Here is a 21,481-nt window from a genome sequence, read left to right as displayed (position 1 = left end):
CCAAGGAAAAGGAACACACACGTGACTGAGGTCGACAAGGACGAACTCCGCCGCAAACTCGACGCGCTGATCGGCCAGCCGATCAGCTCGGGACAACCGGTGAGATCGCCGGATCCGGTCAATGCACCCATGATCCGACATTGGGCATATGCATTGAGCGATTTCAACCCCGCTTACCTCGACGAGGATTTCGCCAAGAACTCGCGTTACGGCGGCGTCGTCTCGCCGCCCGTCATGCTGCAGTCGTGGACCATGGCCCCGCCCAAACTCGAAGGCATCCACGAACGCGGCGGTGTGCCTGTCGAACTCGGCGAGAACCCGCTGCAGTTCCTCGCCGACGCCGGCTACACCGGGATCGTCGCCACCAACTCCGAGTTCGAGATCGAACGATACCCCCGAGTCGGTGACGACCTCACGGCTGAAACGGTTTTCGAGACCATCTCGGACGAGAAGAAGACTGCCATGGGAACCGGTTTCTTCGTCACCTGGATCACGACGTACCGCAACCAGGACGGCGAGGTCATCGGCCGGCAGCGGTTCCGCACGCTGCGATTCAAGAAGGGAGGCTGAGGTGGCACAGCGGCTCGCTCCGTCGATCAGCCCGGACACGGAGTTCTTCTGGTCCGGCCTCAAAGAAGGCGAATTACGCATCCAACGCTGCACGAAATGCCAGACGTTGCGCGTACCACCTCGGCCGATGTGCGGCAATTGCCAGTCACTGGACTGGGATTACGTCGTCTCAACAGGCCGTGGGACGGTGTACAGCTTCATCATGCCGCAGTACCCACCGCTGCCATTTCTGCAGTATCCCTATGTCGTCGCCCTGATCGATCTCGACGAGGGTGTGCGCATCGTCTCGAATCTGTGTGACATCGAACCCGGTGACATCGAGACCGGCATGCCCGTCGAGGTCTTCTACGAGACCTTCGAAGCACTTCCCAGCGGGGACGAACTGGTATTGCACCAGTTCCGGCCAGCGAGCTGAAACGAGACGGAACACGTTATGGACTTTTCATTCACCGAAGAACAAGAAACCGTCGGAAAGGTAGCGCGGCAGCTATTCGAAGCCCGTGCCACCCCTGACCATCTCATCGAACTCGAGGCCGGCGACGTGCGCTACGACCCGGCGCTGTGGAATGAGCTCGCATCGTCGGACCTGCTGGGTATTGCGCTGCCCGAAGACGTCGGCGGCAGTGGCGGCGGATTCCTGGAACTGGGTGTGCTGCTCTCTGAGGTCGGTTGGAGCGTCGCTCCGGTACCTGTCTACAGCACGCTGGTTCTCGGCGCTGACACTATTGCACGGCACGGCGATTCGAGTCTGAAGCAAGAGTATCTGCCCGGTGTCGTGGACGGCAGCGTCATCCTGACGGCAGCGCTGGCCGAGCCGGGCAACTTCAACCCGGCTGCCCCACGACACACGACCGCGCGCCGGGACGGCGACCGGTGGATCATCGACGGGACCAAGGACATGGTTCCCGCCGCACAGCTGGCGAACGCGATCGTCGTGTCCGCCGTCGCCGACGACGGACCCGGCCTTTTCGTCGTGGACGCCGACTCAGCAGGGCTTGTCGTCACGCCGGTGCCGTCCACCGATGGCCAGCCCTACGCAGAGGTGACTTTCGCCGGCGCCTCCGCTCGTCGTCTGCACGCTGACGGCGACATCGTCGGATCTCTGTACACCCGCGCGCTCGTCGGATTGTGCGCCGTACAGGTCGGAGTCACCGAACGCGCGTTGCGCATCGCCGCCTCCTACACCGCTGAGCGAGAACAGTTCGGACGCCCGATCGGGTCCTTTCAGGCCGTCCAGCAGCGAATGGCCGACGCCTTCATCGACACCGAGGCCATTCGGTGGACGACCTGGCACGCCGCCTGGCTCATCGCCGAGGGCAGGCCCGCGGGGCGGGAGGCGTCGATCGCCAAGTTCTGGGCCGCCGAAGCCGGCGCGCGCGTCGTCGCCACGGCGCAGCAGGTACACGGCGGCATGGGCATCGACGTCACCTATCCCGTCTCCCGCTATTACCTGTGGGCCAAGGACATCGAACTCGCACTCGGATCGGCCTCACAACAGCTCACCCGACTCGGCACCGCATATTCCGAAGGAAGCAAATGACCTCCACTGCAACGCGAACCACGACACTCGGGTACAACGACATCAACGTGGGCGACGAGATCACACCGCTGGACGTTCCCGTCACCACCACGCTGATCGTCGCCGGGGCCATCGCATCGCGGGACTACATGCCGGTGCACCACGATCGCGACTTCGCGACCGGCCAGGGCTCCCCCGACATCTTTCTCAACATCCTGACCACCAACGGACTGTGCGTGAAATTCCTTCACGACTGGGCCGGTCCCGAGGCCATGGTGAAGAAGCTCTCGATCCGCCTGGGAGTACCGGCGTTTCCCAACGACCCGCTACATTTCACCGGCAGCGTCAGCGGTAAGTCGGTGTCGGGCGACGAGGGCCTTGTCGAGATCATGTTCAAGGGAACCAACAAGCTCGGCGACCATGTCACCGGCACCGCGGTCCTCAGCCTGCTGAACGGGGTCGAAGAGTGAGCGACGGCATCGGCGGTCGCGCGGCGCTCGTCGGCATCGGACAGACCGAATTCTCCAAAGAGTCGGGCCGGACCGAGATGCAACTGGCGTGCGAAGCGGTGAAGGCGGCCATCGACGACGCGGGACTTCACCCCACCGACATCGATGGCATGGTGACCTTCACCGTGGACGAGAACGAAGAGATCGAAGTCGCTCGCAACGTCGGCATCGGCAACCTGTCGTTCTTCACCCGGGTTCCGCACGGCGGCGGTGCCGCGGCAGGCACCGTGATGCAGGCTGCCATGGCTGTCGCCACCGGCGCAGCCGAGGCCGTGGTGTGCTATCGGGCCTTCAACGAGCGGTCCGGGTTCCGGTTCGGCGGCGCCGGCCGCCAGCCCGGTGTCACGCCGCTCTGGATGGCTCCTTACGCCCCCTTCGGGTTCATGACACCCGCCGCGTGGGTGTCACTGCACGCCCAGCGCTACATGTCGACCTACGGCGTCACCAACGCCGACTTCGGCAAGATCTCCGTGATCGACCGCAAACACGCCGCGAAGAATCCGGACGCCTGGTTCTACGGCAAGCCGATCACGATCGACGATCATCAGCAGTCCCGCTGGATCGTCGAACCGGTGGTCCGCCTGCTGGACTGCTGCCAGGAGAGCGACGGAGGCGTCGCGATGGTGGTCACCAGCGTCGAACGGGCGCGCGACCTGCCCCACCCGCCCGCGGTCATCACCGCGGCGGCTCAGGGCGCCGCCTTCGACGGAGAGGTGATGACGAGCTACTACCGTGACGACATCACGGGGCTGCCGGAAATGGGCGTCGTCGGGTCCAAGCTGTGGCAGGACTCGGGTCTCAAGCCGGATGACATCTCCACAGCCTTTCTCTACGACCATTTCACGCCGTTCGTGTTCACCCAGCTCGAGGAGCTCGGCTTCTGCGGACGCGGCGAGGCGAAGGATTTCGTCGACATCGACGAGCTGTCGATCGGCGGTCGGATGCCGATCAACACGAACGGCGGACTGCTCGGCGAGGCATACATCCACGGCATGAACGGCATCACCGAGGGCGTCCGGCAGGTGCGGGGCACGTCGTACAACCAGGTCGACAACGTCGAGCATGTGCTGGTCACGTCGGGAACCGGCGTGCCCACCAGTGGGCTCATCCTGGCGCCTGTCCGATAGCCTCTGGCACATGACGCAAGCGACCGCTGCCGACACCCGGGAGATCATCATCTCGGCGGCGTTCGCCTGCTTCCGCACGCGTGGCCTCGCCAAGACCACGATCGTCGACATCGCCCGGACTGCTGACGTCTCCCGCAGCACGTTCTATGAGTACTTCCGGGACAAGGAGACGATCGTCGAGGCCTGCGCCGAGGCCGCGTCGCAACGGTTCTACCGGAACATGGCCACGGCGATCGATCGCCATGGCGGCAGCACGCTGGAGGGCCGGCTGGTGCGGGCCGCGGTGTTCGTCGCCCAGGCGCGACGGGTGGTGGAACCCGAGGTCTACTTCGACCACGAAGAAGTCAACCTGATGCTGACCAAGAATGCAGCCGCCCTGCTGAGGGAGTGCGCCGAATTCCTCGCGCCCTACGTTGCCGCCGCTCGCGTCACCGGCGAGGTCCGCAGCGACCTGGACGTGCCCACTGCGACGGAGTGGTTCGCCCGCATGTTGTTCTCCCTGTTCACCACCCCGTCACCCTATTTCGATTCACACGACGAGGAGGCGGTCGCGGATTTCGTGCGCCGGTACGCGGTGGCCGGGTTCGTCGAGAACCGCTCGAAGCGTTCCTAGTCGCTCGCAGGCAGTGGTTTGGCCTCTTTGAGGCTCAGGGGTGCATCGCCCACAGTCAGCGTGCCCGCTCCGGCCTTGGTGACCAAGACTTCGGCTCCGGTCTCGTCGATGTACCGCTTACCCATCACCGCGCCGCCGCTCAGCGCAGGATCCATCGCCAGAGCCGGGTCCTTTTCCGCATCCAGCGCGACCATGGCAGCACCGCCGCACCGGAGGGCTGCGAGGCTGTCGGAGGCCTTGACGACGATCACCTGCGTGTCGCACACCTGACTCTTGAGCCGTGAACCTGATTTCATGTCGATCCGTCCTTTCCTCATGGGCCACTACGAGGCCGGCGTGAGCTGAAGCTGATCGAGTAGCACACGCCCTGGCCTCGCCGTGCGTTGGTCGACGACCATCACCCGGTCACGGGTATGCGATCCGCACAGCCGCGACCCGGCGTTCCGCTGAACCTTCGTACATCCCCAGCCAGCGGTTATAGACATTCTCACTTTTGGAAGCGATCATTAACACCATGATCGCATATCGCACACACCAATCGAACCCCGGATCGCGAAGTCGTGCGGCGGTCGATCCGGGATTGGGCGAAGTCAACGCGGTCTGCGCCCACCCTCGCGGTAAAGCGTCGGCTTCACGTGGCACCGCGGCATGAGCGCACCACTCGGCCCTGCGGGTGAGTTCCAGACCAGTTCCGAGAGACGACCGACCCCAGCGCGAGCGACGCGCTACTCCATGCTGGTGCTGGCGAGCAATGAAGCTGATGCCGTCGCGGCCGTGGGCGGATTGCTGTTCGACCGGGCAAGCGCAGGCTGGATCGTCGATGTTCGACTACCACTGCCCGCCGCCGAGATCCCCTTTCGCATTCTCGGCGTGCCCGTCGGAGTCCTTGCTGATCGCTTGCAGGCGAACGAAGATCGACCCGACGCTCTCGTCGTGTCTGGGAGCCTGCACAGCCAGGACGCCGCCGTTCGATCGCTCGTTGCCGACGCCGCGAGACATCCGGGTACCGATGTCGCCATGTGGGGTGGAACGTGGCCACGTGAGCTGGGCCCGAGCGCAGTCCGTGTGGAGCACCGACTCAGTCATGCTGCGGTCGCGTTCAAGTCTCATGCATTGGCCGCGGCAGGCTTACCGCCCGACTCCGGTGTCGCCGAAGAGTTCCACAGCGACAGGACCGGATTCGCCCTCGTAGGCAGCGCGGCTCGTTAACCCACCCGGCGGACCGGAACGTTGGAGTAGCCCGCCACATTGGACATCGCCACCCGCTTCAAGCCGCCGCGGTCGACCTCGTAGACGGGCAGGATGTCCAACAAGGCGTTCAACGCGATGCGGCTCTCCATTCGAGCGAGCGCGGCGCCGAGGCAACTGTGCACACCGTAGCCGAAGGCCAGGTTGAAGCCCATCTTGCGTTCGCGGTCGATATCGAGCCGATCTGGATCCGGGAACATCCGCTCATCGCGGGTAGCCGACGCGGTCAACAGCAGCACAACACTGTCCTCGGGGATGGTCACCCCATGGAGCGTGACGTCACGCGTCGTGGTGCGCACCTGGTACTGGGATGGCGCCTCATAGCGCAGCAATTCTTCGATGGCCGCCGGTATCTTGCTGCGATCCTGGCGCAGGCTCTGCCATTGGTCGGGAAAATCCGCGAACGCCACCATCGCGTTGCCGATCAGTTTCGTGACGGTCTCCGCCCCCGCTCCGCCCAGCAGCGTGGCGAAGCCGGCGATGTCGACGTCGGTCAACTTGTCGACCTGACCGTCGCGTTCGATCTCCGTCTCGATGAGCCGGCTGATCATGTCGTCCTGCGGCTTCGCCCGGCGCTGCTGAATCAACTTGTAGTAGTAGACGCCGGTGTTCATCGATGCTTCGAAACCTTCACGTGGAACGGCAATCTCGCCGGGGCGACGCTCCAGCAGCAGATCCAGCCAGAGGCGGATCTGATGCCGGTCCTGCTTCGGCACCCCGAGCATCGTGGTGATCACTTCGTTCGGAAAGAGCGCCGAGAAGTCGGCGACCACATCGAACGCCGCCGGGTCGAGCGCATCGAGACGCTCAGAGACCTTCTCCCGCACCATGTCCTCCAGGGAGGCGATCGCTCGCGGGGTGAAGACGCTGCTGACCAACTTGCGCATCTTCTGGTGCTCGGGCGGGTCCATCGAGATGATCACCTTGGGTGGCGGGATCGCGTCGTCGTGGGCTTTCACCACATCGAGGGTCGCACCCTTGGCCGAGGAGTACGTCTCGTGGTCCTTTGTCGCAGGAGCGACGTCGTCGTAGCGTGACAGTGCCCAGAAGTCCCACTTCGAGTTGTAGTACACCGGTTGCTCGTCACGCAGCCGCCGAAACGTGGCGTACGCGCCCGCGAAGAACTCCTCGGAGAACGGGTCGAACTCGAGCGGGCTTCCGGTTACCACTGAGCTGTCGGCATTCACAGAATTGCTCCTGATTCCTTGTACTGCTCGATCGCTTCCCAACTGATGCCGGCGTCCATCAGCACCTCCTCGGTGTGCTGGCCGTGTTCGGGAGCGCCTGGCGGCACCACTGGCCGTTCGTCGAACTGCACCGGGTTGGTCGGCAGCGCGTACGGGGCGCCGTTCATCGTGGTGGTGTGGGCAATGTAGCCGTTGGCGGCGACCGCGGCGTCCTCGCACAGTTCGCCCGGCGTCTGGACAATCGACCAGGCCCCCGACAGCCCTGCCAACGTGGCACGCCATTCGGCGACGGTCCGCTGGGCGAACACGTCATCGAGGATCTCGATCAGCTCCACCCGGTTCTCGTAGCGCGCCGCGGGCTCGGCGAACCGTGGATCGTCGATGAGCTCGGGAAGACCGAACGTGCGCATCGCCTCGGGATAGAACTTGTCCAGTTGCAGCATCATCAATTGCACATAGCGGTCGTCCTTGGTGCGGTAGGTACCGACCAGCGGATTGGGCGCATCGGCGTGCCCGTACTTGGGAATGGCACCGCCGCCGTGGATCTGGCTGACCGCCACATCGGGGCTCAGATTCCAGGCGGCCAAGCCCAGCAGAGACACGTCGACGACCGAACCCTGCCCCGTGGTGGCCTTCCTGTACAGGGCGGCGGCGATGCCTCCGGCGATCGTCATGCCGCCGAGCAGGTCGCCGAACGCAGGGCGCGACCGCACCAGTTCGTCGTGTTCCTCGGTGAGTACCGACGCGATTCCGCCGCGCGCCCAGTAGGACACCCCGTCATAGCCCGCCTTGTCCGCGTCGGGACCTTTCGGCCCGTGTCCCGACCCGCGGACGTAGACGACGCTCGGGTTGACGGCACGAATGTCATCGACGTCGATGCCCATCTTCTTGCGCCGGTGGGGCAGGTAGCTTGTCAGGAACACGTCGCAACTCTTCGCGAGCTCGCGGACGACCTCTTGACCGCCTGGGGTGCTCAGGTCGACGCCGATCGACTTCTTGCCCCGGTTCGGGATCTCGATCATGTAATTGACGGCATCGCCGCCCTTGTCGACGATGCCCATGGTCACCAGGCCGCGCTGCGGATCTCCACCGTCGCGCGGTTCGACCTTGATGACCTCGGCACCCCATTCGGCGAGCACCGCACCGGCCGAGGGCACGAACGTCCACGCGGCGACCTCCAGCACTCTCACTCTGTCAAGCACACCCTTGAGCGAATTGTCTGCGGAAATGACGTACTCCCATCAATCGTCGGTGATCACGGACTGTGTCGCTGTCCACCCGCCCGCACTGTCAAGGTTGGGCCGACAGCCGCTCGGGCAGTGCCGGGTCCCCCTGCTCCCAGAACCGGCGCCATGAGTCCATCCGTTGCGGCATTGCCGCACGAAGATCGACATCGCCGGGCCAGCGTATGAAGTCTGGACCGGGCCGCTCGGTCACATCAACCGAGTACCACGGGTGTTCTCGGCGTCGCACGAAAAACCACTTACCGTTGCGACGCTCGTAGACATCCTCGTAGCGCATCGCGATCACATACCAGCCCGTACCGTCTTCGTGCTCGGCCCTGCAATAGACAGACCCGGTGGCGTGGTCAGCGTCGGTGAGATCGAACTGGTGCCCGCAGATGAGATGGACGCTGCGGTAGAAGCGCCGAAGCACGCTGTCATACCAGCGGCTGAGCGCGTTCCTGCCCCGGCCCTCGGACCCGGCCTCGACATCGTCGACGAACAGTTCGACCAGCGCGTCGACATCGCGTGCATCCAGTGCCATGGCGTACCTGCTCGGCAGTTGGCTCAATTCGAGTCTCGATTCGATGAGCTCGATACGCTGCACGAGCGCGTCGCTCATCGCGGGTTCCATGCCGACAGTGTAAAGGTCATTAACACCATACGAGAACATTGATTCTCGCTTTCGGTACAATCCGTACCCATGCCGTTCCCGTCGATCACCCCGACCGTGCCCACCCTGGTGCGGTCGAGCGCAGCGCGTTTCGGCGACAGGGCGTTCCTGATCGCGGCGGGCGAAGAGCTCAGTTACGTCGAACTGGAACAACGATCGAGCCGGCTGGCGAACTCGCTGCTGTCGATGGGCCTGGGCAAGAATGACCACGTCGGAATACTGATGCCCAACAGCATTCAGTGGGCGGTGGCCTGGTTCGCGGTCACGCGGATTGGTGCGGTCGCGGTGCCACTGAACACCTTCTACAAGGCATCCGAGCTGGCGTGGACGACGCGCCACGCCGATCTGCGGGCGATTCTCGCGTGGGCGCAGTTCCGCAATCAGGATTTCGTGGGGCTGCTCGAAGAGGCGCTGCCCGGGCTGGCCGAACAACGCGACCCCGGGCGCCTGACGGTGAAGACGGCCCCCTATTTGCGGACCGTAGCGGTGTGGGGTGACTGTGACCGCCCCTGGAGCACCTCGATCGCCGATGAACCCTCGACCCGGTTCGACGGGGAGTTCCTGGTTGCCATCGAGTCCTGCGTCACTCCCGCAGACGACGCGATGATCATCTACACCTCGGGCAGCACCGGCAACCCCAAGGCACCTGTGCACAGCCACGGCGCGCTGGTCCGCCACACCTACAACCTCACCTCGCACTACGGAGTGACGGCCGACTCCGTGATGTTCACGTCGATGCCGTTCTTCTGGGTAGGCGGGCTCATCACCGGCCTGCACGCGGTCATCCACCACGGCGCGACATTGGTCACCCAACCGGCGTTCGACCCCGCCGAGGCGCTCGAACTGATCGAGAAGCATCGGGCCACGATCACGCTCGGCTGGCCGCAGCAGGGCAAGACGCTGGCCGAACACCACGATTTCGGCCACCGGGACCTGAGCTCCGTGCGCCGCACCAGCATGCCGGCCATGGTGCCGCCGGATCGCCGGCCGCAGGGCCCCAATGCGCTCGGCATGACCGAACTGTGCGGCAATCACATCGGAGTAGATCCCTACATCGCCCAACCCGCCGAGCGCTCGGAGACGGGTGGCTTCTCGATCGAGGGTCTCGAGCACGTCCTGGTCGATCCCGATAGCGGCGAACCGGTGCCGGAGGGCACGGACGGCGAGATCTGGGTACGCGGCTACTCGCTGATGCAACGGCTGTACAAGCGGGAGCGCGAGGACGTCTTCACCCCCGACGGCTTCTATCGCTCGGGCGACTGCGGCGTGCAATACGCCGACGGATGGATCCAGTTCACCGGTCGGCTCGGCGACCTGATCAAAACCGGCGGCGGCACCAACGTCACACCGTCGGAGGTCGAACTCGCGCTGGCCAACTGCGAAGGAGTGTTGGAGGCCTATGTCGTCGGCGTCGAAGACGGCGACAACGGCACCGTGGTGGGTGCTGCGGTGGTGCCTCGCCGGGCCGCCGTTCTCGACGGCGAGGAGCTGCGGAGGCAGGTCCGGGGGCAACTGTCCGCCTACAAGGTGCCCAAGTTCATCTGGGTCACCGAGAAACAGGATCTCCCCTTCACTGCGACAGGCAAGGTCAAGAAATCCGACCTTGCCGGGCAACTCAGCGGGCTGCTGGCGCGGCGCTAACCGCTGACCGGGTGCCCGTCCGGCATGTCGGTGGACATCAAGGTCAGCGGAATACCGAACATCGATTCGAGCTTGACCTCACTGAGCTCGAACCCGTCGCCCTCGTGATGCTGTCGGAAGTCCGACTTGACCCCGTATCGGGCAGCGGTGTGTTCGGCGGCATCGCAATCGGCGAACCGCACCACGACGGAGAACAGACCGTCACCGTTGCGCGCCAGGAAGTCAGCCGCTGTGCCGGGGCCGCTCGGCGCCGTGGCGGTCGGCGCGATCAGCTCGAATCCGCGATCCCAGTCGAGCCGCACCGCCAGGCCGAGGTGCTCGAGTTCGAACTGCTGGAACTGGAAGCCCAGCGCGGACAGATACGACGTTGCTGCGTCGAGTCTCTCGAGGCCAACGGCGAAGACCACATGGTGCAACAGAGGCAGGGGATGCGTCACACCGGAAACGGTACGTCGTCAGACGCAGTGAGGTTCTCGATTTTCGCAAGCGCACATTCTCATTGCATTAGATTGTCGAAGTAGTTCACCAATGTAGTCGGAAGGGCGCCCTGTGGCACTGGAGCAGTTTCGTCTCGACGGCCAGGTTGCCATCGTGACCGGTGCGGGTCGCGGTGTCGGCGAGGGCATCGCCAAGGTGCTCGCCGAAGCCGGCGCGACCGTCGTGGGAACTGCTCGAACGTCCGCAGAGGTCGAGGCGACGATCGAGGACATCGAAGCGGCTGGAGGATCAGGCCTGGCTCTCACGGCCGACGCGCTGGTTCGGTCCGACAGCGAGCGGGTCATCCGCACCGCCATCGATAGCTTCGGACGCATCGACATTCTCATCAACAACGTCGGTTTCGCGACCTACGGGCCTTTCCTCAGTCTGAGCGACGAGGACCTGCGGAACACCTTCGACTACTGCGTTACCTCGGCGTTCATCATGAGCCAGCTCGCCGTTCCGCACATGCTGGCGGTGGGGCGCGGCTCCATCGTCAACATCTCCTCCGGCGCAGGCCGGTTCGGTATTCGCGGCCTGCTTCCCTACAGTGTGGCCAAAGGCGGGCTGGAATCTCTCACTCGGGCAATGGCACAGGAACTTGCGCCCAAGATCCGGGTGAACGCCATCGCGCTCGGGGCCTTCATGACGACCGGCCTGCAATCCAGTTTCGATCTGATGCCTGGTTCCGAGGAGCAGTTGAAGGCGCGCACGCCGCTGCACCGTGTCGGCGACGTCGCCGACCTCGGCCGCCTCGCCCTGTACCTGTCGACCGCCGATTGCTACGCCACCAGTTCGGTGTTCGTCGTGGACGGCGGCTTGCAGGGCCCCAATTCCGAACTCCCGATTCCTGACCTGTGACTGTGCGAGGAGCAGATTCATGAGCGCCGGAGCCATACGGGTCGCCGTCATCTCCACCGGGTGGATCAGCAGCGTGGCGATTCGTGCCATCGCGCGCCGACCGCACCTCGAGCTCGTCGGCGTATGGGTGCACAGCCCGGAGAAAGTCGGGCGAGACGCCGGCGACATCGTGGGACTGGGTCCGATCGGCGTCACGACGACCGGTGACCTCGACGACATCATCGCCCTGAAGCCGGACTGCGTCCTCTATGGCGCCGCCAGCGCGGAGATGGACGCGGCGGCGGTGCGTGACTACGTGCGGCTGCTCAACGGCGGCCTCAACGTGGTGACCACGAACACTCCCGGAATGATGTTTCCGGACAGATGGATACCCGACCTCGCCAGCCAGGTGCGGGCGGCCGCCGAGGCCGGCGGAGTCACCATCTACACCTCAGGCATCGAGCCCGGGTTCGCCGGAGACCAGTTCGCCGTTCTGCTGACGACTCTGTCGAACACCATCCGCACCATCCGCGCGCAGGAGATCTTCGACTACTCCGCGTACCCGAACCGGGACCTGATGGTCACCGCCATGGGGTTCGGCAAACCGCTCGACTTCACGCCGCTACTCGAACTCGAAGGCGCTCAACAGTTCGCCTGGGGTCCGCCGATCGGTCTGGTCGCCAAGGCCCTGGGTGTCGAACTTGACGGAATCAGCGAGAAATACGAGCGAGTGCTGACCCCGCGCGACCTCGACGTCGCGTGCGGGCTCATTCCGGCAGGCACCGTCGGCGCGGTGCGCGCCGAAACGACCGGTCTCGTCGACGGGCATCCCGTTATCACCATCGAACACATCAACCGGATGGCACCCGACCTGGCACCGGAGTGGGCCACCGCGCCGAACGGAACATACCGACTCATCATCGAAGGCCAGCCGCACATGCAGTGCGATCTACGCTTGGGCACTGAGGACACCGCAGAGTCGGCCAACGCCAACGCGATGGAGGCCACCGCGATGCGAGTCGTCAACGCCATCCCGTACGTGGTCGCTGCCGCACCGGGAATCGCAACGTCTCTGGATCTACCCATCACCGCGCCTCGGGGGGCGCTGGATTTCGGCTAAACGGTGAACATCGGGCCGCGCGGAGCCCCGCGGACCTCGTTGCCCCCGTCGACCGCGAAGCTCTGCCCGGTCATCCAGCTCGATTCGGGACCTGCCAGGTAGCGGATGGCCGGCGCGATGTCATCCGAGACCCCGAGCCGCCCGAGCGGCACTCGCTCGAGGAAACTGCTCGTGAGCTCCTCGAGATGAATGTAGCCCTGCGTGGTGGCCGCCTCGGTCAGTCCCGGCCGCACGGCGTTGAGGCGGATGCCTTTCGGGCCGAGTTCGGACGCCGCGACCTTGATCAGCATCTCGAGGGCAGCCTTGCCGGCCGAATAGTGGCCGAGGCCCTCCATCGGGATCTTCGCCGAGGTGGACGAGACAAAGACGATGGAGCCGCCTTCGGTCATCAGCGGTGCCCCGTAGCGCAGAGCCAGAAAGTTGGACCGCAGGTTACCCATCACGTGGTCGGTGAAGGTGGCGAGATCCTGCTGGACCAGCGGCCCGGTGCCGCCGGTGGCCACCGTGCCCACCACGATGTCGAGCCGGTCTGCGACGTCGAATGCGGCCTGAGCGGATTCCTTCACCGTTGCCTCGTCTTCGGGGTCACCCTTGTGCAGGTGGATCTCCGCTCCGGGTACGTGCTCCAGAATGCGGTCCCGCGTCGCATCCAACCGCTTCGACGAGCGGCCCAGCAGAAACAACCTGGCACCGTCGGCCGCGAGCAGCCGGGCGCTGGCTTGGGCGATTCCTGCTGAGGCTCCGAGGATGAAAGCAGTCTGGCCATCCAGAATCGCCATCGGGTGCTGACCTCCTGAGGAAAGGCAGTTGCGCCTGCACGTGCCGACGCTACAGCGCGGTGGTAATCACCGTTCTTGTTTCCTGCATGTTCGATTCTCGCCTGATCTGCTTGCTGTAACGTGCCGGTGTGACTGACTTGACCGGGCGGACCGCACTCATCACCGGAGCGGCACGCGGCCAGGGCCGTGCCCATGCCCAGCGACTGAGTAGCGACGGCGCCGACGTCATCCTCATCGATGTGGCCGGTCCGCTGCCGGACTGTGTTCCCTACGATTCCGCCACACCCGACGACTTGGACGAGACCACCGAACTCGTCCGGTCCAACGGCCGGCGAGCACTCACCGCCGTCGTGGACACCCGCGACCATGACGGACTGTGCGCCGCGGTCGACGAGGCAGTGACCCAGCTCGGCAGATTGGACATCATCGTCGCCAACGCGGGAATCTGCGTGCCTGCCCCCTGGGATCAGGTCGCTCCCCAAGACTTCCGCGATGTCGTCGATGTCAATCTCGTCGGTACCTGGAACACCGTGATGTCGGGTGCCAAACACATCGTCGCCGGCGGCCGCGGCGGATCGATCATCCTGGTCGGTTCTGCGGCCGGTATCACCATGGAACCGTTCATGATCGCCTACACAGCGAGCAAGCACGCGGTGGTCGGCCTCGCAGGCGCTTTCGCTGCCGAGCTCGGCAAACATCACATCCGGGTGAACAGTGTTCATCCAGGGTCGGTCGCCACTCCGATGGGCACCGGCCGCATGCTTGAAGCCATGGCGGAGGCCGCGGCCTCCAATCCGTCACTGCGCAACGGTTTCGGCAAGCAGCTTCTACCCGACGCCGTGACGATGCCTGAGGATGTCGCCAGCGCCGTCGCGTGGTTGGCCTCCGACGAATCGAGATACGTCACCGCGACAGCCATGTCGGTCGACGTAGGAGCGACACAGGGCTAGCGGACAGCAATCCTGGCGAGCACATCGGCCAACTCCACGGGCCGAGAGAAGAACGGTGAGTGGCCGCCGTCCATCTCGACGAGATCGGCGCCAATGCGTTGAACGGCATTGCGGCGCGCCCATTGAGCACCGACGGCTCGATCGTCACGCAACAGGATGTAGGTCGACGGGGTCAACGGCCACTGGGCGATCGGACAGGTCTCAACGAAGACCGTGAACGACTGGGCACGCATCTTGCCAAAGGCTTGCTGCGCAACGGGTTCGGGGCAGTCGTGGTAGAAGCCGTCCCGGACGGACTCCCAGGTCAGCCCAAAAGGACCCGTACCGTCTGTCCGCGGTTGCGGGAAGGTGATCGCGTCCGTATTGGCCGCAAGGTGCTCGGCGAATGACTCTCCCGGCACCGGAAGCAACCCGCCGACGAAGACCATTCGACTCACCGGTCGCAGGGTGGCCAACACCGGAACGCACAGACCCGCTATCGAGTGGCCGACCACCACCACGTCGTCGGCTGAATCGCCCACCGCATCGCCGATCGCGGCGCCCGCAACCCGAGCCCACTGCAGTGCGCCCGCCGCGTCTTCGTCCACCGGAAGGTCCGGCGCCACCGTGAGATGGCCATGCCGCCACAACTCGTCCTCGACAGCCGCCCAGCACGAGCCGTGGTGCATTCCACCGTGCAGCAGCGCGAAGACCGTCACTGCTCTGACCGCAACGCTCCGGAACGCTTCTGGCCCAGAGCGATCCGGATCATGTGGTGCATTGCGATCGATGGCGGCCGACGCGTGACACTTCGAAACACCTTGGCGTCGCGTCCGGCCCCCCGGTGGACGAGCTCGAGGGACCGTAGCCCGGTAGTGCATTCCCCACCTGTGCTGTCTCCCTACTCTCCCGACCCCTGTTCCGAGAACAGTGATTCTCTCATGCGAGAATGGCTGTATCATAGCCCGACTAGATAATCCCCGGACGTAAACAGACCAGGAGGCTGACTGATCAGCGCCGTCATGTCTCGCACGTACGTTTTTGCCGTCGAGTTCCAGGTCCCGGCGTCCGAGCGCGTAGGACCAGTCCTGGAACTCCACCAGGAAAGCCTCATCGACCTGGGTGCGCGCTATGCGTTCGTCTACGACTCCATCCCTGAGCCGGGCAAGGTCCTGGTTGTCATCGGCATCCGGACCGAACAACCGCTGCTGAACCTGCTGCGCTCGCCGTATTTCTTCGAATGGTTCGACGCCGTCGGCGTCAACGAGCTGCCCGCGGTATTCGCGGGTGAGAAGGTCGAGCGCTTCGACCTCGGCGATCCGCCGCGCCCCGGCAGCGATCTCGTCGTCGCCGCCGTGATGCCGGTCGCAAACGTCGAGGAGTTCATGACCTGGGTAGGCAAGTCGCTCGACGACTTCGGTCGAGCCGGTATCCGCCGCACGCTGGTCTACCGTGCGTTCGACAATCCGCGTGAAGTGATGTTCCTCCAGCAGCTCGAGGACAAGGACTCGGCGTTGCTGTGGGCAGAGCGGTCCGACGCCGCGGCGACATGGCTGGAGTCCGCGGGAATCGGCGCCTACCCGCCGGTGTTCATCGGCCGCCTCGTGACCGCGATGCGCTTTGCCGAGCCGAGTAAGCGGGGTCGTTACTGATGTATGTCTGCCTCTGTCTCGGGGTGACCAACGAAACCGTCGCCGAGTCCGTGGCGGCCGGCGCCCGAACCACCCGCCACGTGGCACAAGCCTGCGGGGCCGGCTCGGAGTGCGGACGCTGCCGCCGCACTGTTCGCGCCATCATCGACGCAATGCACCACTCCCCCAGAACCGCACGACCACGTAGAGAGAGCAGAGCATGAGCGATCGCCACGCCAACATCGCCGGAACCCGCATACTGATCGTGGGGGCGTCCTCAGGGATCGGACATGCGCTGGCGCTGGCCGCCCATTCGAGGGGTGCCAAAGTCGCGTTGGCGGCGCGGCGGATCGACCGTCTGAGCCAGCTCGCCACCGAACTCGACGGCTCCGCCCACGAACTCGACGTATCTGATCCCCGCGCCATCGAGGATGTCGTGCACCAGGTGGGTGCCGCGTTCGGGCAACTCGACGCCATCGTGTTCACCAGCGCAGCAGTGCCTTTTGCGCTGATCGAGGACACGGACTACACCACCTGGTTGCACGCATACAGCGTGAACGCCGTCGGAGCATCACACGTGTTGCGGACCGCGCTGCCCTACCTGACGGAAAACTCGGTGGCGGTCGTCGCCTCCAGCCACGACGTGGGCCACCCGCGGGTCGGGGTGGCCGCCTATCACGCAAGCAAGGCTGCGTTGGACGAGATCCTGCGGTCATGGCGCGCCGAGCATCCCGATCTCGCGGTGATCAGAGTCAGCGTAGGACCCACCGAGGGCACCGAAATCCTGCGCGGAGCCGACCGTGACCTATTGGCCGACCTGTACCGCGCGTGGGCACATCAAGGCCAGATCCCGGCGAAGATGTCGGCGGTGGATGACGTCGCCAATGCGATGCTGTCCTTGGTCGCCGTGGCCCGTGCCAACCCGTCGGTCGTCACCGACGTCGTTCATCTGGCGCCCAGGGTATCGCGGTGATCATCCTGAGCCGAGCACCTGAGAGAGGGGGCGACTGAGATGGATCTTGGACTTGGCGGCGCCAGAGCCGTCGTCACCGGGGGCAGCAAGGGCATGGGACTGGCCATCGCCGAAGCCCTCGGAGCCGAAGGCGCACTCGTTGCCGTCATGGCCCGCGGCGCCGAGGCACTCGACTCCGCCGCACGCCGCATCAGCGCAGCCGGAGCGCCCGACGTGTTGACGATCAGCGTCGACATGGCGAACGCAGACTCGATCGCCGCCGGATACGCCGCAGTGGAGGAGGCGTGGGGAAGCCTGAACGTCCTGATCCATACTGTGGGGCCCGGCGCGGGCTCGTTCGAGGAACTCGACGACGGCGACTGGCACGCCTCCTTCGACCTCGGCACCATGTCGGCGGTGCGCTCTGTGCGCGCCGCGCTACCGATGCTGCGGGCGGCAGACTGGGCTCGGATCGTGACACTGTCGGCGCACTCCATCCAGCGGCAGAGTCCCCGACTTGTCGCGTACACCGCGTCGAAGGCGGCCCTGTCGAGCTTCACCAAGAACCTGTCGAAAAGCCTCGGCCCGGAGGGCATCCTGGTCAACTGCGTGTGCCCGGGAACCATCGTGACGGCGAGCTTCACCGACATCCTCAAAGAGGTGCTCGCCGCCGACGGGTTCGATTCGGCGGACCCGTACGACGTCATGGCGTGGGTGGAACGGACCTATGGCCATCCCTGTGACCTCGGGCGAGCCGGGCTACCCGAAGAGATCGCGTCGGCCGCGGTCTATCTGGCGTCCAGACGGAACGGCTACATCACCGGGGCGACGGTGAACGTCGACGGCGGCAGCGATTTCATCTAGGCCTTCATCTGAGCCGGGCTCAGCCCTTCTTCGCCATCTGGTCGGCCGCGGTGTCGGTCCATTGCGCGTTGTGGCGGCCCATCGTCATCGCGCCGTGCCATCCCCCGTCGGTCCACAGGACGGTGCCACCGACATAGCTCAGCCGCGGGCTGCCCAGACACACCAGCGGCCAGGCCTGTTCCTCGGCCGTCGAGTACCGTCCGACCGGCCCGATCGCATCGTCCACCGTCTCCTTGCCCATCAGATCCTGGAACGCCGGCATCATCGCCGTTTCGGTGGGCCCGGGATTGATGCAATTGATGCGGATGCCCCTGCGACCGAGCTCCGGGTACCACCAGCCCACCCACGCATCGATGATGTATTTCGAGTAGGCGTAGCCGCTCCACGACCACTTCTTCTCGTTGGCTTCGAGCCATTCGACGGCAGCGTCGAAGCCTTCGGTCTCGAGCAGCGTGGTGATGACCTTGATGTGATCCTGCCATCCGATCGCCGCCGACGACGAGATCACGCTGATGGCCGAGCCCACGCTCATCTTGGGTACCAGAAGCTCGGCGAGATGGCGGGCGCCCACGAAGTTCACCAAGATGGTGTCCCATTCGCTGAACGGCGGTCCCGGCAGCCCTGCGCAGCTGAACAACCCGTCGACCGGGCCGTCGATCGCGTCCACCACCTCTTCGATGCTCGAGCGATCCCGAAGGTCGATCTGCAACGCACGGCCGACCGGAACCGTGGTCGGCTTGATGTCCAGCGCGGTGACCTCCGCACCCAGGTCGACGAGGATCTGGGCCGCCGCCTGCCCCATGCCAGACGCCGCACCCGTGACGACAACGGACTTGCCCCGGTAACCCAGCACGTCTTCCATGACCATTTCCCTTCGACAGGTCAGCCCCGAACCGGATGAGAACTTGGACTGACTTATTTTGAGAGCAAACGTTATCACTCGCCCATCGGCGCGTCCGCCATCACCGACGTGGACCGGACACTGAACACCGACGCCGATCTCGTGCTGTACGCGCCGTCGTTCACCGACCTCGACGACGTCGTAGGTCGAGTAGTCGCAAACTTCGATACAGCGGATCTGCTCGACGCTCTGGCAGGTGCCCGTCCTTTCCCGCCTTCTCGCCTGAGGACACCCAGAAGCCGGTGAGGTCGTAACGAGGATTTCGCAGCACCGCACGCAGCGCGTGCGCACCGACGCCACCGGTGCCGATCACGATGACGCGCAGGGTCATCAGCGCCCTGCCCAATGTGCGACGAAGGGCTTGATGGTCGACAAGTCATACATCCCGGGGTCGGCAGCCATCACCGCGGGGATGGCGTTGATCGCGTGCATCGCCGTGGCGAGACATCCCTGCTGGGCATGGTCTTCGTCATGTGAGCCGATCACGAGGTGGAATCGCAGGTTCGGCTCGCCGGAAAAGGAGACCTCGTAGCCGATTTCGGTGGGCCAATCGGGCGCCAGGTCATCGGCCATGCGAGTGAGGTGTTCGACGGCCAGGGTCACCTCGCCACAATCGGCCACCACCCCGAAACGCATCGCCCCCACGGTGCCTGCGGGAATCTCGCCGGCGGCCACCTGCAATGTCCGCGGCGTGGTGGCGACTTCGCGGTACCCCTCGACGCCGCGGATGTGCAGGCCCAGCGCCTGAGCCAGCACGGTAGCGCTGCCGATCCAGGCGCTGGCGGCGTACTCGGTGTTCGTGAGCAACGGAGTGGTGTCTTCGGGCGGGAATCCGAAACCCATCGCGTTGAAGATCAGGTCGTGACTTGCGTAGGTGGAGTAATCGAGTACTTCGCGAACATCGATGCGGCCGGCGTGCGCGGTGATCCGCGACAGGATCGGCGCGAGTGACTCACCGACGAACCCGGGATAGAGGCCCAGGCCGAGGAATGTCGATTGTCCTGTTTTACAGGCGGTTTCGATGGCATCGGCCAGTGTCGCGTCCAGTGAACGCGGGTGTACGAAACGGCTACCGGTGGTGATCACGTTCTTTCCGGAGGCCAGAAGGTCGCAGACATCGGCGAAACATCCGGGCGTGTCGGTTTCGACCTTGCCCATGTAGAGAACCACATCGGCGTCGGTGGCCAGCAACGCGTCGCGGTCGTCGGTCGCCGACAGGCCGATTTCCGGCATTCCACAAAGAGATCCTGCGTCCGCACCCGACTTGGCCGGGTCGTACACCCGCACGCCGACCAGGTCCAGGTCATCTCGGCCGATGAGATGGCGAAGCGACATCGCTCCCGTCACACCGGTGGCCCATTGAATGACGCGCGTCATCGCCGTCCTCAATCCCAGATGACGTCGAGTCTGGATGGGGAGCGGAACATGGTGCCGGTGATGTACGGCGCACGGGCGTCGGGGTCGAGTCGAAGGCCGGGTAACTCGTCGAACAGGGCGTTGAAGATCTTCGTGCTCTCCAATCGCGCCAGATGCATTCCCAAACAGACATGCGCGCCGTGCGCGAAACCGATGTGTGGCTTGCGCTTCCGGAAGATGTCGAACTCTTCCGGTTCTTGCCAGCGGCTTTCGTCGTGATTGGCACTGCCCAGACTCAGCATCATGGTCGACCCTCGCGGAATGCGCACTCCAGCCAATTCGGTATCGCAGGTCACCTCGCGCATGAAGTTCAACAGCGGGGTCTCCCAGCGAATGCCCTCCTCGATGGCCTGCGGCAACAGGCTCCGGTCGGTTCTCACCGCGTCGAGCTGATCCGGGTGCGTCAACAACGCCAAGGCCAGGCTTGCCGTGGACCGCGAGGTGGTTTCCGCACCGGCGGGCAACAGGTTCCTCATGAAGCCGTAGATCTGCTCGTCCGACATCTTCACGCCGTCGACCTCGGCCGCAGCCAGGATCGAGACCATGTCGTCTTTCGGCGACCTCCGCTTCTCGGCCAGGATGTCGACGAAGTAATCCTTCATCTGCGCCGACGCCGCCATCGCGGTCTCCATGTCGCCACGAAACCCCAGGATGTCGATCGCGAGACGGTGAAACCACAGAACGTCGGCGTCGGGCAGTCCCAACAGCGCAGCGATCACCCGTACCGGAATCGGCATGAACACCGCGTCGACCAGATCTGCGCGCCTGTCCTTCTTGAACTTCGCGATGGTGCGGTCCACCAGCGGACCGACCAGTTCACCGTCCCACCGTTTCATCGACGAGCGGGCGAAGGCGAACTCGTGCAACTTGCGGTACACGGCGTGTTCGGGCTCTTGCATCTCGAGAATCGTGGGTCCCTGCAACGGACGGACGATGTCCTCGTAGCAGCGGGTGCTGAACGTGACGTTGTCGGTGAACACCGTCTTGACCGCGTCGAAGGAGTAGGCGGTGAACGTCTGCGTCCCCTCGTCCGGGTTGCCGACCAAGCCCATTTCCGGCCAGCCCGGATGAACCGGCGCCTGCGCACGCAGTTTCTTCAGCAGCGGGTATGGAGACGCGTCGCCGTCTGCCCCCATCCCCGCATTGAATCTCTCCTGCGCATCCCGGATGCCCTGCTCGAGCTCCTCGACGGTTGGCGATTCCACCATGCGGCGACCCCTCACTACGTCGGAACATGCTCAACATACACCCTGGTGGTTGCG

At 64.8% G+C, this 21,481-nt stretch carries 26 protein-coding genes; 15 read left to right on the top strand and 11 right to left on the bottom strand.

Annotated features, from left to right (window positions below; genetic code table 11):
- Nucleotides 1–21 precede the first annotated feature (21 nt).
- From ACEWX3_RS12915 to ACEWX3_RS12890, 6 genes are read left to right on the top strand one after another with little or no spacing between them, the layout of a single operon-like run.
- Nucleotides 22–570: a MaoC family dehydratase gene (locus ACEWX3_RS12915; RefSeq protein WP_374159582.1), complete on the top strand. Its 549-nt coding sequence runs from the start codon at nucleotides 22–24 to the stop codon at nucleotides 568–570.
- Nucleotide 571: 1 nt separating this feature from the next.
- Nucleotides 572–985, top strand: coding sequence for a Zn-ribbon domain-containing OB-fold protein (locus ACEWX3_RS12910; protein WP_374159581.1), 414 nt, complete (start codon nucleotides 572–574; stop codon nucleotides 983–985).
- A gap of 18 nt (nucleotides 986–1,003) precedes the next feature.
- Complete coding sequence (locus ACEWX3_RS12905) at nucleotides 1,004–2,110, top strand: acyl-CoA dehydrogenase family protein (RefSeq protein WP_374159580.1); 1,107 nt, start codon at nucleotides 1,004–1,006, stop codon at nucleotides 2,108–2,110.
- The gene (locus tag ACEWX3_RS12900) at nucleotides 2,107–2,559 is read left to right on the top strand and encodes a MaoC family dehydratase (RefSeq protein WP_374159579.1); all 453 of its coding nucleotides are present in this window, start codon (nucleotides 2,107–2,109) and stop codon (nucleotides 2,557–2,559) included. The genes ACEWX3_RS12905 and ACEWX3_RS12900 overlap by 4 nt, the downstream gene beginning before the upstream one ends.
- The gene (locus ACEWX3_RS12895) at nucleotides 2,556–3,725 is read left to right on the top strand and encodes a lipid-transfer protein (RefSeq protein ID WP_374159578.1); all 1,170 of its coding nucleotides are present in this window, start codon (nucleotides 2,556–2,558) and stop codon (nucleotides 3,723–3,725) included. Before ACEWX3_RS12900 ends, ACEWX3_RS12895 begins: the two co-directional genes overlap by 4 nt.
- 10 nt (nucleotides 3,726–3,735) lie before the next feature.
- Nucleotides 3,736–4,338, top strand: coding sequence for a TetR/AcrR family transcriptional regulator (locus ACEWX3_RS12890; protein ID WP_374159577.1), 603 nt, complete (start codon nucleotides 3,736–3,738; stop codon nucleotides 4,336–4,338).
- On the opposite strand, the gene ACEWX3_RS12885 is transcribed toward ACEWX3_RS12890, so the two are convergent.
- Nucleotides 4,335–4,634 (bottom strand): hypothetical protein, encoded by a 300-nt coding sequence (locus ACEWX3_RS12885; RefSeq protein WP_374159576.1) that lies wholly within the window; start codon nucleotides 4,632–4,634, stop codon nucleotides 4,335–4,337. The genes ACEWX3_RS12890 and ACEWX3_RS12885 overlap by 4 nt on opposite strands.
- A gap of 436 nt (nucleotides 4,635–5,070) precedes the next feature.
- Here ACEWX3_RS12885 and ACEWX3_RS12880 point away from each other — a divergent pair, with 436 nt between their 5' ends.
- The gene (locus tag ACEWX3_RS12880; RefSeq protein WP_374159575.1) at nucleotides 5,071–5,547 is read left to right on the top strand and encodes a hypothetical protein; all 477 of its coding nucleotides are present in this window, start codon (nucleotides 5,071–5,073) and stop codon (nucleotides 5,545–5,547) included.
- Here ACEWX3_RS12880 and ACEWX3_RS12875 read toward each other — a convergent pair.
- The 3 genes from ACEWX3_RS12875 to ACEWX3_RS12865 form a co-directional block, all read right to left on the bottom strand.
- Nucleotides 5,544–6,773: a cytochrome P450 gene (locus tag ACEWX3_RS12875; RefSeq protein WP_374159574.1), complete on the bottom strand. Its 1,230-nt coding sequence runs from the start codon at nucleotides 6,771–6,773 to the stop codon at nucleotides 5,544–5,546. The genes ACEWX3_RS12880 and ACEWX3_RS12875 overlap by 4 nt on opposite strands.
- A complete protein-coding gene (locus tag ACEWX3_RS12870; protein WP_374159573.1) occupies nucleotides 6,770–7,963 on the bottom strand; it encodes a CaiB/BaiF CoA transferase family protein in 1,194 nt (397 codons plus the stop codon). The genes ACEWX3_RS12875 and ACEWX3_RS12870 overlap by 4 nt, the downstream gene beginning before the upstream one ends.
- 100 nt (nucleotides 7,964–8,063) lie before the next feature.
- Complete coding sequence (locus ACEWX3_RS12865) at nucleotides 8,064–8,630, bottom strand: nuclear transport factor 2 family protein (protein ID WP_374159572.1); 567 nt, start codon at nucleotides 8,628–8,630, stop codon at nucleotides 8,064–8,066.
- A gap of 69 nt (nucleotides 8,631–8,699) precedes the next feature.
- Here ACEWX3_RS12865 and ACEWX3_RS12860 point away from each other — a divergent pair, with 69 nt between their 5' ends.
- Complete coding sequence (locus tag ACEWX3_RS12860; protein WP_374159571.1) at nucleotides 8,700–10,310, top strand: class I adenylate-forming enzyme family protein; 1,611 nt, start codon at nucleotides 8,700–8,702, stop codon at nucleotides 10,308–10,310.
- Here the strand turns inward: ACEWX3_RS12860 and ACEWX3_RS12855 are convergent.
- Nucleotides 10,307–10,747, bottom strand: coding sequence for a hypothetical protein (locus ACEWX3_RS12855; RefSeq protein ID WP_374159570.1), 441 nt, complete (start codon nucleotides 10,745–10,747; stop codon nucleotides 10,307–10,309). The genes ACEWX3_RS12860 and ACEWX3_RS12855 overlap by 4 nt on opposite strands.
- Nucleotides 10,748–10,859: 112 nt before the next feature.
- Between ACEWX3_RS12855 and ACEWX3_RS12850 the strand changes: the two genes are divergently transcribed.
- Together ACEWX3_RS12850 and ACEWX3_RS12845 are read left to right on the top strand one after the other, a co-directional pair.
- Entirely contained in the window at nucleotides 10,860–11,648 is a 789-nt protein-coding gene (locus ACEWX3_RS12850) for an SDR family NAD(P)-dependent oxidoreductase (protein WP_374159569.1), read from the top strand.
- Between the two features lie 64 nt (nucleotides 11,649–11,712).
- The gene (locus ACEWX3_RS12845) at nucleotides 11,713–12,747 is read left to right on the top strand and encodes a dihydrodipicolinate reductase (protein WP_374159850.1); all 1,035 of its coding nucleotides are present in this window, start codon (nucleotides 11,713–11,715) and stop codon (nucleotides 12,745–12,747) included.
- Here the strand turns inward: ACEWX3_RS12845 and ACEWX3_RS12840 are convergent.
- A complete protein-coding gene (locus tag ACEWX3_RS12840) occupies nucleotides 12,744–13,526 on the bottom strand; it encodes an SDR family NAD(P)-dependent oxidoreductase (protein ID WP_374159568.1) in 783 nt (260 codons plus the stop codon). The genes ACEWX3_RS12845 and ACEWX3_RS12840 overlap by 4 nt on opposite strands.
- A 128-nt stretch (nucleotides 13,527–13,654) precedes the next feature.
- Here ACEWX3_RS12840 and ACEWX3_RS12835 point away from each other — a divergent pair, with 128 nt between their 5' ends.
- Entirely contained in the window at nucleotides 13,655–14,476 is an 822-nt protein-coding gene (locus ACEWX3_RS12835) for a mycofactocin-coupled SDR family oxidoreductase (protein ID WP_374159567.1), read from the top strand.
- Here the strand turns inward: ACEWX3_RS12835 and ACEWX3_RS12830 are convergent.
- Nucleotides 14,473–15,174: an alpha/beta fold hydrolase gene (locus ACEWX3_RS12830; protein ID WP_374159566.1), complete on the bottom strand. Its 702-nt coding sequence runs from the start codon at nucleotides 15,172–15,174 to the stop codon at nucleotides 14,473–14,475. The two genes, ACEWX3_RS12835 and ACEWX3_RS12830, sit on opposite strands and share 4 nt — an antisense overlap.
- 303 nt (nucleotides 15,175–15,477) lie before the next feature.
- Between ACEWX3_RS12830 and ACEWX3_RS12825 the strand changes: the two genes are divergently transcribed.
- The 4 genes from ACEWX3_RS12825 to ACEWX3_RS12810 are packed head-to-tail and all read left to right on the top strand — an operon-like array spanning nucleotide 15,478 to nucleotide 17,902.
- Complete coding sequence (locus tag ACEWX3_RS12825; protein WP_374159565.1) at nucleotides 15,478–16,107, top strand: fatty-acid--CoA ligase; 630 nt, start codon at nucleotides 15,478–15,480, stop codon at nucleotides 16,105–16,107.
- On the top strand, nucleotides 16,107–16,310 hold the full coding sequence (locus tag ACEWX3_RS12820; RefSeq protein WP_374159564.1) for a bacterioferritin-associated ferredoxin: 204 nt from the start codon (nucleotides 16,107–16,109) through the stop codon (nucleotides 16,308–16,310). The genes ACEWX3_RS12825 and ACEWX3_RS12820 overlap by 1 nt, the downstream gene beginning before the upstream one ends.
- On the top strand, nucleotides 16,307–17,059 hold the full coding sequence (locus tag ACEWX3_RS12815) for an SDR family oxidoreductase (protein ID WP_374159563.1): 753 nt from the start codon (nucleotides 16,307–16,309) through the stop codon (nucleotides 17,057–17,059). Before ACEWX3_RS12820 ends, ACEWX3_RS12815 begins: the two co-directional genes overlap by 4 nt.
- 39 nt (nucleotides 17,060–17,098) lie before the next feature.
- Nucleotides 17,099–17,902, top strand: a complete 804-nt coding sequence (locus ACEWX3_RS12810; protein WP_374159562.1) for an SDR family NAD(P)-dependent oxidoreductase — start codon at nucleotides 17,099–17,101, stop codon at nucleotides 17,900–17,902.
- Nucleotides 17,903–17,921: 19 nt separating this feature from the next.
- Here the strand turns inward: ACEWX3_RS12810 and ACEWX3_RS12805 are convergent, their stop codons facing one another.
- From ACEWX3_RS12805 to ACEWX3_RS12790, 4 genes are all read right to left on the bottom strand, one after another.
- Nucleotides 17,922–18,764 carry an SDR family oxidoreductase gene (locus ACEWX3_RS12805; RefSeq protein ID WP_374159561.1) on the bottom strand — a complete coding sequence of 281 codons (843 nt, stop codon included), beginning with the start codon at nucleotides 18,762–18,764 and terminating at the stop codon, nucleotides 17,922–17,924.
- A 160-nt stretch (nucleotides 18,765–18,924) separates the two neighbouring features.
- Nucleotides 18,925–19,134, bottom strand: a complete 210-nt coding sequence (locus tag ACEWX3_RS12800) for a hypothetical protein (protein ID WP_374159560.1) — start codon at nucleotides 19,132–19,134, stop codon at nucleotides 18,925–18,927.
- Entirely contained in the window at nucleotides 19,134–20,180 is a 1,047-nt protein-coding gene (locus tag ACEWX3_RS12795) for a dihydrodipicolinate reductase (protein WP_374159559.1), read from the bottom strand. Before ACEWX3_RS12795 ends, ACEWX3_RS12800 begins: the two co-directional genes overlap by 1 nt.
- Before the next feature lie 8 nt (nucleotides 20,181–20,188).
- Nucleotides 20,189–21,427: a cytochrome P450 gene (locus ACEWX3_RS12790; RefSeq protein WP_374159558.1), complete on the bottom strand. Its 1,239-nt coding sequence runs from the start codon at nucleotides 21,425–21,427 to the stop codon at nucleotides 20,189–20,191.
- Between the last annotated feature and the right edge of the window lie 54 nt (nucleotides 21,428–21,481).

The organism is Mycobacterium sp. G7A2, from assembly GCF_041902445.1.
Taxonomy (GTDB): Bacteria; Actinomycetota; Actinomycetes; order Mycobacteriales; family Mycobacteriaceae; genus Mycobacterium.
Note: the sequence above shows the minus strand (reverse complement) of the source record. Positions and strands in the feature narration are given on the sequence as shown.